We start from the raw sequence: 12,951 nt of genomic DNA, 5'->3' as shown, positions 1-12,951 counted from the left end.
TAATGAAAATCACGCAGCACATTTGCGCCCTATCAACCTTTGACTTAAAATGACGATTATTCCAAATCTCCAAAAAATAAAAAGGCTCTCAAATGGCTCAGCCGTTACCTGATAAATTCATCATGTCGATGAACCGCGTTTCTAAAGTTGTTGCACCTAAACGCACTATTTTAAAAGACATCTCCCTTTCATTCTTCCCTGGCGCAAAAATCGGTGTTTTGGGTTTAAATGGCTCTGGTAAATCGACCTTGCTTCGTATTATGGCTGGCATTGATAAAGAGTTTGAAGGTGAAGCGACAGCACTTGCTGGCACAAACATTGGTTATCTACCACAAGAGCCACAACTTGATGAAGAAAAAACGGTTCGTGAAGTCGTTGAAGAGGCTGTATCGACGGTAAAAAATGCGATGGCCCGTTTAGACCAAGTCTATAACGAATATGCGGAAGAAGGCGCTGATTTTGATGCACTAGCAAAAGAGCAAGGTGAATTGGAAGATATCATCAATAGCCAAGATGGCCACAATATTGATAACGTTTTAGAACGTGCTGCCGATGCATTGCGTTTGCCTGAGTGGGATCAAAAAATAGCAGTCTTAAGTGGTGGTGAGCGCCGTCGTGTCGCGTTATGTCATTTATTATTACAAAAACCAGATATGCTGCTACTGGACGAACCAACTAACCATTTAGATGCTGAATCGGTTGCTTGGTTAGAAAGGTTCTTACACGATTATTCTGGTACCGTTGTGGCTATTACCCATGACCGTTACTTCCTTGATAATGTTGCAGGTTGGATCTTAGAGCTTGATCGCGGCCACGGTATTCCTTATGAAGGCAACTACACCAATTGGCTTGAGCAAAAAAATGCTCGACTTGAACAAGAGAAACGTACAGAAAACGCTTTAGCAAAAACCATTAAACATGAGCTTGACTGGGTCCGTTCAAACCCTAAAGGTCGCCAAGCAAAATCTAAAGCACGTATGGCGCGATTTGAAGAGTTATCAAGCAACGAAAATCAAAAACGTAATGAAACTAATGAGCTTTACATTCCACCGGGACCTCGTTTAGGCGACAAGATTTTGGAAGTAAACAATTTAACTAAATCTTACGGCAACCGCGTATTAATAGATGATTTAAGTTTTAGCATCCCGAAAGGGGCAATTGTTGGTATTATTGGCGCAAACGGCGCTGGTAAATCAACGTTATTCAAAATGCTGTCAGGAGCAGAGCAACCTGACAGTGGCTCAGTCGATTTAGGTGACACAGTTAAACTAGCCAGTGTTGATCAATTTCGTGATGATATGGGTGAGGACAATACGGTTTATCAAGAAATATCAGAAGGTCATGATATTATTGAAATCGGCACCTACCAAACTCCAAGTCGCGCTTATTGCTCTCGTTTCAATTTTAAGGGTAACGACCAACAAAAAATCATCAAAAATTTATCGGGTGGTGAACGCAACCGAGTACATTTAGCCAAGTTAGTTAAAACTGGTGGCAATCTGTTGCTACTTGATGAGCCCACTAATGATTTAGATGTTGAAACTTTGCGCGCACTTGAAGAAGCTATTTTAGAATTCCCAGGTTGTGCCATGGTTATATCACATGACCGCTGGTTCTTAGATCGTATCGCTACTCACATCATTGATTATCGTGATGAAGGACAAGTTAATTTCTTCGAGGGTAACTTTACCGATTATGATGAATGGCTGAAGAAAACATTAGGCCCACACGCTAATGAACCACACCGCATAAAATATAAACGAATCAATTAATGCATTAATTAATATACAATTAATTCGTAAATTATAGGCACCTTAGGGTGCCTTTTTTATCAACACAAGCTATGCTAAAGGCATATGTTGGTTAATGTGTAAACGTACATGGAAAATAGACGTCAATTTACTCGAATACTGTTTTCAATAAAAGCCACGCTTTGCGTTGAAGACCAAGAGTACCCAGTATCCTTACATGATATTTCATTAAATGGGGCGCTAACAACTAAGCCTGATAGCAATGCATCATTAAAAGGTAAGCTGGGTATGCTGCTGTTTTCCCTTAATGATGACAGTGCTAACGTAGAAATGCATATTGCAGTCGTTCACGAAACAGAAGATGAAATTGGTCTTCAGTGTAATGCTATAGATATTGAAAGTGTGACTCATCTGCGACGTTTAGTGGAACTGAACTTAGGCGACGATAACCAACTCAATAAAGAACTTTCTCAACTTACCCGCTCAGAATAATAATCTCATTGTTAGTAAAAAAGGACGTATTATGAATCATCTAGTCATCACCTTTATTGGCCCAGACCGCCCAGGGGTCGTCGATACTTTTTCAAACATCGTTAAGCAGAACAATGGCAACTGGCAAACCAGCAGTATGCACCACTTATCAGGATTTTTTGCTGGCATATTTGAAGTTGCAATTGAAGCATCAAATACTGAAAACCTCAGCAGCGAGCTACAAAGTATTGAAGGCTATACCGTCCATATTGAAAAAGCTGTAACAAGCGCCAGCCAAAAGGCCGACATTGTGTTAGAGCTTACTGCAAACGATCGTTCTGGCATCATCCAAGACATTTCATCCGTCATTCATCACCAAGGCGGTAATTTACTGAAGTTAGTCAGCGCACAGGAAAATGCGGCACATTCAGGTCAATTGATGTTCAAAGCTAAAGCGCAAATAGCCGTTGATGATGCTAAGATCGAGAGCCTGATCGCTGCTCTTGAAAATATTGCGGACGACTTGATGGTGGATATTTCTCAATAGAATTTAACCTCATGTGACAGTCATCATGAAACTGTCACATGACTCCCTTACCCTGATAGTTTTGTGATTTGATCATATGAACGATTCTCGCCTATATTACGACAAAGAGTTAAGCTGGCTGTCCTTTAATGAACGTGTGTTACAAGAGGCCGCAGATCCCAAAGTACCGTTAATAGAACGAGTACGGTTCTTAGGTATTTACTCTGCAAATCTTGATGAGTTTTTTCGTGTCAGGGTAGCCAAATTACGCCGAAAAGCCATATTGGATAAAGCCACCTGTGACACAAAAACCACCAAGCTACTTCGCTTAGAAGAGCTACTTAGTGAAATCATTGATAAAGTACAAACACTAACCAATACCTTTCAACCTATCGCTAATAATTTGTTCAGAGAGTTAGCAAAGCATAATATTGAGTTACTGTTTAATGATGAAAAATCAACTACGTTTAAGAAGCAACTCACTGCAGGGCAAAAAACGTGGATCAAAACCTTCTTTGATCATCAAATTATTCGCCATATTACTCCGATAATCATTTCCTCTAATACACACCTTGCCAACTGTTTAGATGATGACGGTGTATATTTATTAGTTGGCTTAAAACAATATGAGCAAGTTCAGTATGCATTAGTTGAAATTCCGCGAGCAGAAGTGGAACGTTTTATTATTTTACCGATTGAGGCAGGTGAAAAAGTAAAACGTATTGTAATGTTAGACGATATTATCCTCTATTTTCTAGATGACATATTCAAAGGTATTTTTGAGTATCAAGAGATTGATGCCTATTCCATCAAGTTAACTCGCGATGCAGAATACAACCTTAACGACGAACTTGACCAAAGTTTATTGGATAAGATGTCAAAAGGCTTGAAGCAACGTTTAAAAGCAGACCCTGTACGCCTAGGCTATGACGGCAACATGCCTGAACGTATGCTCAAATCTTTAAAAAAGGCATTAAAAATCAAAGAGGAATATAATTTGGTTCCCGGTGTAAGATACCGCAACTTTAAAGATTTTATTCACTTTCCAAACTTAGGCGTAGCCACATTAGAGAATCCAAAGTTAGAAGCACTCGACGCCCATAGACTCACCAAATTTAATAATGTCTTTGAGGCGATATCGCACAACGATGTATTGGTGTATTACCCGTATTACAAATTTAGACACTTCACCGAGTTTTTACGGCAAGCATCCTACGACCCCAGCGTGACCCAGATAAAAATAAATATTTACCGTGTCGCCAAAAAATCAGAGATTGTTCATTCACTGATTGAGGCCGTTAAAAATGGGAAAAAAGTAACGGTCGTTGTTGAGTTAAGAGCACGATTTGATGAAGAAGCTAATATTGGCTGGGCAACACGCATGAAAGATGCCGGTATTGATGTTGAGTTTGGCATTGAATCATTAAAAATTCATTCAAAACTATGCTTAGTCACTCGTGAGGAAGACGGAAAATTAGTACGCTATGCCCACATTGGCACAGGAAACTTCCATGAGAAAAACGCTAGAATTTACACCGATTTTTCTCTATTTACTAAACACAAAGAAATCGCACTAGAAGTAGATAATGTCTTCTCATTTATTGAACACAGTTACAAGCGATTCCGCTTTAATCACTTGCTTGTTTCACCACTAACATCACGCAGGCGTCTTTATCAACTTATTGATAATGAAATTCAAGCGGCAACAAAAAATAATGAGGCGCGTATCACGCTAAAGGTGAATAACCTAGTGGATAAAGGTTTGATCAATAAACTCTACAATGCTTCTAGTGCAGGAGTCATCATCAATATCATTGTTCGAGGAATGTGTGCATTAAAACCGGGTATTAAAGGCGTCAGTGACAACATCACCGCAATTTCTATTGTTGACCAATTCTTAGAGCACCCTCGTGTGATGTTATTTCACAATCAAGGTGAACAATCACTTTTTATCAGCTCCGCAGACTGGATGGAGCGTAATATTGACCAGCGTGTTGAAGTGAGTTGCCCTATCTACGATGAGGCACTTAAAGAGCGAATCATTAAAACACTGGAGCTGCAACTTAGTGACAACCAAAAGGCACGTATCATTAATAAAACACAAGATAACGAATATATTAAGAAAAACGCGAAAAATGCAGTACATTCCCAGCTTGCCATCTATGATTATTTAAAAGCACAAGAGCACTTCGACCGGCAGCAATTCACCATAGACGATGATTAAGTATTTAAATGAGTAACACTGAGCCTTTAAACATTCTAAAATCTACTGACGAGAACATCAATTCGTTGGCTGAGCATTATTTAGGGGCGTTAGATATAGGTTCAAACAGCTTTCATTTTGTTTTTGCTCGTGTTGTTGAGGAAAGCCTTCAAATATTGCACGCTGAAAAGTATCAAGTAAAACTTGCCAGCGGACTCGATGAAAATAATTTGCTGGATCAACAAGCTATCCAGCGTGCACTACAAGCCCTAAAAGATTTAGCGCCGTTAACCGAAAAGCTCGATACCGAGAACTTTCGCGTTGTCGCTACATTTACATTACGCCAAGCTCAAAATACCCATGAATTGCTAAAAGCCGCTGCGGAGGTTTTTCCTTTTGATATTGAAGTTATTTCTGGACACGAAGAGGCACGTTTAATTTATCAAGGGGTAGCCCATTATACTGCGCCAGACCAACAACGCTTGATTATTGATATAGGTGGTGGCTCAACCGAATGCGTCCTTGGTGAAAATTTTCAAACAAAATACTTAACGAGCTTAAACATTGGCTGCGTCAGCTTTTATCGTGAACATTTTGCTGACGGAAAAATTACAAAAAAGCGCTTTGAGTGGGCAATATTGCAAGCAAAATTAGAAATGGAATCTCATGTAAAACGATTCAATAAGGTGGGCTGGCAACAAGTATTAGGCACTTCTGGCACGATGAAGGCGCTGTTTAACATAGTAAATCATGAACAAAGCCTCCCTAAAGGCGTTAAATTAAAATCATTGCATAAACTCAAAGACAAGTTAATTGAGTTTGGCCACGTAGATAAAATTTCATTACCTGGACTAAAAGAAAGTAGACGCCCTATTCTTGCACCAGGGCTAGCTATTTACCTTGGCATTGCCGAAATGCTCAAGATAGAGTCCTTTGTTTATTGCGATTATGCATTACGAGAAGGTGTGCTTTATGAGTTGCTCGATAAGCTGGCTTACAAAGACATCAGACAGCGTACGGTTGATAGCCTTTCCAAACGTTTCAATATCGACGAAGAACATGCACAAGTTGTGTCAAAACAAGCGATATCGATATTTGAACAAGTTAGAAGGGACTGGGAATTAACCAACAAATCTCATTTGAGTCTACTCAGATGGGCAGCCCTGTTGCATGAAATTGGTTTTGATATTAATCCTTCAGGCTATCACAAACATGGCAATTACATCTTAACCAATGCCGACCTGCCCGGCTTTAATCTTGAACAACAAAACGCTCTAGCCTATCTGGTAGGCAACCAACGGAAAAAATTACAATCAGCAGATTCGGCACACTGGTATGTATTAAAAACGAGTGAAATAGAAAAGTGTGTCGCTATATTGAGGTTATCTGTTTTATTAAATCAGCAAAGGCAACTTACAACAGCGCCAGTATTTACAGTACACGCAGATAAAAATTCCATCACATTATCATTTGAGCAGCTTGGTCTAGATGATCGAAGTACCATTCGAGATGATTTAGAAACTGAAGTTTTACAACTTAAAAATATTGGCATCGAACTAAACATAGCAACGTATTAGAACATTGTTTATGCTATTTTCAATAGCAAAAAAGCCAGACTAATGACTGGCTTTTTCCATGTAAGTTCAGTGGTTATAAAGTAATGCCTAGCTTCTTAAGCTCTTTGTTAGCAACTTTTGCTGGCAATGGAATATAGCCATCTTTCTCAACAATATACTGACCAGATTGCGACAACACCATTTTTAAGAATTCTGCTTCCATAGGTGCTAATGGTTTATTAGGGTGTTTGTTAACGTAAACATATAGGTAACGTGATAGTGGGTATTTACCAGCTACCGCATTTTTCATATTTGCTTCAACGAAATTGTCACCTTTTTTAGCCAGTGGCAATGCTCTAACACCCGATGTTTGATAGCCAATACCTGAGTAACCAATACCGTTCAAAGAAGCCGATACTGATTGTACAACTGACGCCGAGCCTGGTTGTTCGTTTACGGTATTTTTAAAATCACCTTTACATAAGGCTTTCTTTTTAAAGTAACCGTAAGTGCCTGATACAGAGTTACGACCGTACAACTGAATGTCTTTACCAACCCATTCACCAGTTAAGCCCAAATCACCCCAACGGTCAGCATCTTTCTCAGCGCGACATTTACGGTTACTTGAAAATATCGCATCGACCTGATCAATGCGTAATCCTTTAATTGGATTGTCTTTATGAACAAAAACCGCTAACGCATCAATGGCTACTCTAACTGCCGTTGGCTTATAGCCATATCGTTTTTCAAAAGCTTCGATTTCTCGTGACTTCATCTTTCGGCTCATTGGGCCTAAATTTGATGTCGATTCCGTCAACGCTGGTGGCGCAGTCGATGAACCCGCAGCCTGAATTTGCACATTTACGTTAGGGTAAGTCCGTTTAAACTCTTCGGCCCAAAATGTCATCATATTAGCTAATGTGTCAGAGCCAACTGATGAAAGGTTACCTGAAATACCACTTGTCTTTTCATAAACAGGCAGTGCTTTATCTACAGCCAATGTCGAAAAGCTGACTACACTTGCTAAACCTAATACGCCTAATGCACGTTTAAAACTCATAATCTTCTCCGATTTCGATGAGCGTTGTACCTAAAAGTTGTGACTACTATATAAAGCAATTGTGACAATTATATTTCTTGAATGTGACACTTATATGACAACCGAAATATTTTTGTCATTAATGAAAAACAAATGAAATTTAACTGAAATAGGATACCTATATAGCAGGTATTTCGATGAAAAACTCTCTACGAACTAATGACTTTGCTTTCTTCAAATATGATTGAAAATTCACTGCCTTGCTGCCATTTACTATTAATAATCAACTCGGCGCCATGGTGTTGCAGAACATGTTTAACAATTGCTAAGCCAAGCCCTGAGCCTCCAGTATTTCGAGAGCGTGATTTATCAACTCGATAGAAACGCTCTGTTAAGCGATTGATGTCTTCTGGGCGAATTCCCGGTCCATTATCTTTGACGGAAAATATCGCTTTATTCCCTTTTTTTTGCCACGTGATGCTAATTTCACCGTTGGCAGGTGTATAAGCAATAGCATTGGAGATTAAATTAGAACAGGCACTTTTTATTTCAGAGTCAATGCCAACTATCCCTAATGTTTGTAGACAAGTGACAGTGATGTTGTGATTTTTATCTTGATTGAGCCAGTTCGCGTCTGTAATTAAATTAGCGATCATCTCAGGCATGTTAATGGGTAACATATCATCTTCCGTCGCCGCTTCAATACGCGATAGGATCAATAACTGCTCAACTAACCTGTCCATACGAGACACTTGCGACTCAATGACATTAAATGCCTGCTGCCAATGAGGATCAAGAGCGTGTTCTGTACTTTGAACCATTTCAACGTAACCACGCACAACTGTCAGTGGAGTTTTAAGTTCATGAGAAACATTTGCAACAAAGTCTCGGCGCATTTCTTCAAGGCGATGAATTCGACTAATATCACGAGCCAACAATAAAACTTGGTCTTTACCGTAATCCATAAACCTTATTTCAAGTTGCATATCCGCATTAACTGGCGAGACTAGCACACAAGGTTCGCTGTAATTTGCAGCAATGACATAGTCTGAAAATTCAGGAGCGCGCAGCAAATTATCAATACGCTGTCCACTATCACCTGGCCACTGAATGCCGAGCAATCGTCCTGCTTTTTTGTTGCTCCATTGAATAGTTAAATCGTGCCCTAAAACGATGGCAGCATCAGGCAGTGCTTCTGCACCGTCACGATAGTAACCAATACGTTTGGTCAGCGACTTTTGTTTGGTACGGTAATTTTTGATGTTTTTATCTAAACCATCAAAAATTCGTCCCCAAGTTCCTTCTGCATGCGGTGGTGAAATGGCTTTTGAATTCCAGATCCACTGTATTAACTTGACCCTAAAATAATATTGATAAGCTAATAAGGAAACCGCTGAAGCCAGCAAGACAAAATACAACTGTCCGATCCAAAGACCAACTATTGCACTAATAGCAAAAAATATAACTAGCCTAATTACCAGTTGTCGAATTGAAAGTTCCAACGGCATAAATTAACTTAATACTTTCCCTGAGAAGCGGTAGCCCGCTCCCCTAACAGTTTGCACAAAATCTTCATGTCCGTTGCCTGAAATAGCTTTTCGCAAACGACGGATATGAACATCAACAGTTCGATCTTCAACATAGACGTTAGTCCCCCACACGTTGTCAAGTAGCTGCTCCCGGCTATAAACACGCTCGGTGTGTGTCATAAAAAAATGCAACAATTTAAATTCTGTAGGTCCTAGCTCCAAGTGTTCATTGTTAATGCTCACTCGATGGGCAGTAGGATCAAGTTTTAAGCCGTGAAACTCTATCGTCTCCTCTAGCGCGGTCGGCGATACTCGGCGAATAACTGCCTTGATGCGGGCAATCAACTCTTTAGGAGAAAATGGTTTTGTAACGTAGTCATCCACACCCGCGTCAAATCCTTTCACTTTATCTTCTTCATCTGAGCGGGCTGTAAGCATAATGATAGGGATATTACGCGTGTGTTCACTTTGCTTTAGTTGTTTAGCCAATTTAACACCTGTGCCGCCTGGTAGCATCCAGTCGAGTAAAATTAGATCTGGGTATGGCTCAACCACTTTTGAAATAGCTTGATCGATATCTTGTGCTTCAATGGCATTAAAACCGTTTTGCTCTAAGACGAAAACAATCATTTCCCTGATCGGCGCTTCATCTTCTACAACTAGTATTTGTCTGTTCATCTAAAATTACCTAGAACTTGTTAAGTGACACCCTGTGATTAAGAATATAATGCAAAAATTTGATGACAGTTTTATGACAAAACATCAATTATTTGAATGTTGTGCGAATATTTATAATTAAGCAAGAAAAAGCCGCATAAATGCGGCTTTCAATTATTGATTTATTGGCTCAAATTTAGAATTTATGTTCTAAACCTATCGCTAAATAATCTTCATCTGCTTGCGAGTCCATATCGAACGTAGAGAAAAAGGTAAATAACTTGGTGCTTTTAGCTAATTTATAGTCTGCACCAATGCTGATCCCCATTTGGTCATCACCACCGTCGGTATTAGCCGTTTGAATTTGGCCTTTATAAGTCACTTTGTTAACGGTATAACCTGCCGACACCATAACCCCATCCAACTCTTTACCGGTATCGATATTTTCTTGAGTGTGAATAATGGCACCTAATTTAATGCCTGCAACTTTAGTTGAAGCGATTGCACGAACCACATCATATCCTCTTACTTCTGAATCCATCGCGACAGCAGCATAGAAGTTAGATTTTTTGAGATCTTTATCACCGTAACGAACCCCCACTGAGTACGCATCTTCATCATCAACACTGTCTTCGGCAATGTAAGTTAACGCCAATTGAAAATCTGCAAACCATGGCGATTTATACGTCAAAGAATTTGCAACTCGGTTCTCCCCTCGCCATAGATACTTAATATCAGCATTGTAGTCGTTAAATAAATCCACTCGCCCCTGCATTTGTTTTAATGCGGAATCATTTTTACCCAGGAATACACCGCCGAAACTGCCTTTCAAACCAACATATTGGTTACGATCACGAATATTGTCTCCGTTTTCACTGTCACCATCTAAATCAATTTGAAACTCAGCCTTGTAAACTACTTCAAGGCCATCGCCTAAATCATGTTCGCCTTTGAAGCCCAGTCGAGATGCATTACTTCTAATTTCAGTAAATGAGCCTTCACCTTCATCTGAAGATTGTACGGACAAGTTCGCTTTACCATAAATATCAATACTGGCTGCAAACGTGCTAAATGACGTGACTGATAATACTGCCATTGCAATGGCCTGCTTAGTGAAATTCATATTATTACCTTAGTGATTCATCAGTTTTCTCAATTGCGGTGCATTTTGCACAACAACTATGACACTTTTATTACAGTGTGAAACTTTTTTTAATTTTTGATTAACGTTTAATGTCTTATACATGACACTTTAGTGACTCTATTGTTACACTCATCATTTACAATAAGGCTAAATGACTGAATATATTGTAGATGAATTTTAAACAAACGGCGTTAACGCAACAAGCAATACCTTGTTTCATTTAAATAAAACTTTTCTAAACATTAAAAACAGCTAGAATGAAATTAACTGTAACCAAATAAATTGGGCTTATGAAGGTCACGAGTATTTCACGAAAATTGCTGTCAAAGGTTCTTTCCTTCTATTTTGTCTTAACATTTATCGTGACAGGTGTGCAGATTATTGCGGAATACAACGCCACCAAAGGACAAATCAATAGAGACTTATTAACCCTAGAGAAAACGTTCAGTGGTAGTCTGACCCGTGCTGTATGGGAACTAAATACGCAGCAAGCGCAAGATATAGCGGCCGGCCTTCACAACATTCCCATGATCAAAGGCATACTCGTGACCGATGAGAATGATCAAACGATCATTGAATTGGGTGATGTTGGTCAGGACGAGTCATATAGTGCCCGACGAAAAACCGCAGACAGTAGCGCCATCAGTTTTAAAAACACGAGATCTGTCACTGGCGAATTATTTGGCCACACTTTCCCCTTGATTTTTCAGTTCTCAGGCCGAACGACTAAGGTTGGCACCGTAACCTTATTATCGAGTAACGATGTGGTTTTTAATCGCATCGAAGTAGGTCTATATTTCTTGATTGGTAATGCGATGGTTAAAACCGCTGCGTTGGTGTTGCTGTTTTCATTCGCGTTTCAAAAACTATTAACTCGGCCTTTGAGTGAGCTGACGGAACAGCTTAACCAGCTAGACTTAGATGATCCTGAAGCCTCTAAATTACACTCTATCAGCTATGAAAAAAATGAACTAAACATACTAGAGGATGCCTACAACAACCTCATTGACGAGCTCGTTTTGTTCAAGGAAAAGCTCGCCAATACTCAGCAAGATTTGGTTAACGCCAATGCTCGCCTTGATGAGCAGAATTTAATACTTGAACAGGAAGTTGCGAAGAAAACCTCGTCATTAAGTACCACAATGTTGAAAATGGAAATGCAGCAACGTGAATTATTACAACAACAAAGCCAATTGAAAGCCGAAAATGATCGTCGCAGTAAAACAGAGCTGACCCTAACCCATACTAATAACGATTTAAAAAAATCTATTCTTGAACTCAATAAAGCGCAAAAACGCTTATTAAATGCAGAAAAAATGGCTGTACTAGGTAGTCTATCGGCTGAAGTTTCTCACGAAATTAATACCCCTATCGGCGTAAGCATTACATCAACGAGCTTTTTGGTGGACTTGATTAAGCACTTAGAAACTGACTTTACTGAGCAGAAACTCACCAAGCGAACATTTGAAGAGTTTATCAATAACGCCAACCAAAGTGCTGAGTTGTTGAGTAATAATCTAACCAGAGCGTCTGATTTAATCTCAAGCTTCAAACAAGTTGCCGTCGATCAAACCAGTGATAAAATTCGCCTGATCAATATCGGCCAATATCTTGACGAGATTGTTCAGTCATTACACCCTAAGTTAAAGAAAACTAATCATTGTGTCAGGGTGCACTGCCCTGACAACATCGAAATGCAAGTTCACGCAGGTGCAATCTCCCAAATCATTACCAATTTAGTCATTAACTCCATTATTCATGGTTTTGAAGGCATGAATCGTGGAGAAATTCGCATTGATGTAAATTACCTGAACGACAACCTTCACCTACATTATCAAGACAATGGACAGGGGATCGAACAGTCAGCGTTAGCACATATCTTCGAACCATTTTACACCACTAAAGACGCTATGGGGGGGTCAGGTCTAGGCACCCATATCATATATAATTTAGTCACAGACACCCTAAATGGAACTATATCAGCAAGTTGTGAGCCTAACCAAGGGCTGGCTTATGATATTGAATTCTCCAATATGCGTTAAATTACATTGCACTTAAATATACAAGTTAAGCCT

At 39.5% G+C, this 12,951-nt stretch carries 10 protein-coding genes; 6 read left to right on the top strand and 4 right to left on the bottom strand.

The genetic code is table 11. The annotated features are described in order from the left end of the window. Positions 1 to 92 precede the first annotated feature (92 nt). The 5 genes from ettA to QUE03_RS05495 all read left to right on the top strand — a co-directional run bounded on the left by ettA (position 93) and on the right by QUE03_RS05495 (position 6,528). A complete protein-coding gene (gene ettA, locus QUE03_RS05515) occupies positions 93 to 1,772 on the top strand; it encodes an energy-dependent translational throttle protein EttA (protein ID WP_286265936.1) in 1,680 nt (559 codons plus the stop codon). A gap of 108 nt (positions 1,773 to 1,880) precedes the next feature. Next, positions 1,881 to 2,243: a PilZ domain-containing protein gene (locus tag QUE03_RS05510; protein WP_286265935.1), complete on the top strand. Its 363-nt coding sequence runs from the start codon at positions 1,881 to 1,883 to the stop codon at positions 2,241 to 2,243. Positions 2,244 to 2,274: 31 nt separating this feature from the next. Further along, the gene (locus QUE03_RS05505; protein WP_286265932.1) at positions 2,275 to 2,769 is read left to right on the top strand and encodes a glycine cleavage system transcriptional repressor; all 495 of its coding nucleotides are present in this window, start codon (positions 2,275 to 2,277) and stop codon (positions 2,767 to 2,769) included. 76 nt (positions 2,770 to 2,845) lie between these two features. Then, a complete protein-coding gene (ppk1, locus tag QUE03_RS05500) occupies positions 2,846 to 4,972 on the top strand; it encodes a polyphosphate kinase 1 (protein ID WP_286265930.1) in 2,127 nt (708 codons plus the stop codon). A gap of 8 nt (positions 4,973 to 4,980) precedes the next feature. Further along, positions 4,981 to 6,528, top strand: coding sequence for a Ppx/GppA phosphatase family protein (locus tag QUE03_RS05495; protein ID WP_286265928.1), 1,548 nt, complete (start codon positions 4,981 to 4,983; stop codon positions 6,526 to 6,528). A gap of 73 nt (positions 6,529 to 6,601) precedes the next feature. Here QUE03_RS05495 and QUE03_RS05490 read toward each other — a convergent pair whose 3' ends face one another. The 4 genes from QUE03_RS05490 to QUE03_RS05475 all read right to left on the bottom strand — a co-directional run bounded on the left by QUE03_RS05490 (position 6,602) and on the right by QUE03_RS05475 (position 10,855). Beyond that, a complete protein-coding gene (locus tag QUE03_RS05490; protein ID WP_286265926.1) occupies positions 6,602 to 7,567 on the bottom strand; it encodes a PstS family phosphate ABC transporter substrate-binding protein in 966 nt (321 codons plus the stop codon). 188 nt (positions 7,568 to 7,755) lie between these two features. Next, on the bottom strand, positions 7,756 to 9,054 hold the full coding sequence (gene phoR, locus QUE03_RS05485; protein WP_286265923.1) for a phosphate regulon sensor histidine kinase PhoR: 1,299 nt from the start codon (positions 9,052 to 9,054) through the stop codon (positions 7,756 to 7,758). Between the two features lie 3 nt (positions 9,055 to 9,057). Next, on the bottom strand, positions 9,058 to 9,753 hold the full coding sequence (gene phoB / locus QUE03_RS05480; RefSeq protein ID WP_286265921.1) for a phosphate regulon transcriptional regulator PhoB: 696 nt from the start codon (positions 9,751 to 9,753) through the stop codon (positions 9,058 to 9,060). A gap of 175 nt (positions 9,754 to 9,928) precedes the next feature. Further along, complete coding sequence (locus QUE03_RS05475) at positions 9,929 to 10,855, bottom strand: porin (protein ID WP_286265920.1); 927 nt, start codon at positions 10,853 to 10,855, stop codon at positions 9,929 to 9,931. A 311-nt stretch (positions 10,856 to 11,166) separates the two neighbouring features. Here QUE03_RS05475 and QUE03_RS05470 point away from each other — a divergent pair, with 311 nt between their 5' ends. Beyond that, complete coding sequence (locus QUE03_RS05470) at positions 11,167 to 12,918, top strand: sensor histidine kinase (protein WP_286265918.1); 1,752 nt, start codon at positions 11,167 to 11,169, stop codon at positions 12,916 to 12,918. Positions 12,919 to 12,951: the final 33 nt, after the last annotated feature.

The organism is Thalassotalea atypica (genome assembly GCF_030295975.1).
Taxonomy (GTDB): Bacteria; Pseudomonadota; Gammaproteobacteria; order Enterobacterales; family Alteromonadaceae; genus Thalassotalea_F; species Thalassotalea_F atypica.
Note: the sequence above shows the minus strand (reverse complement) of the source record. Positions and strands in the feature narration are given on the sequence as shown.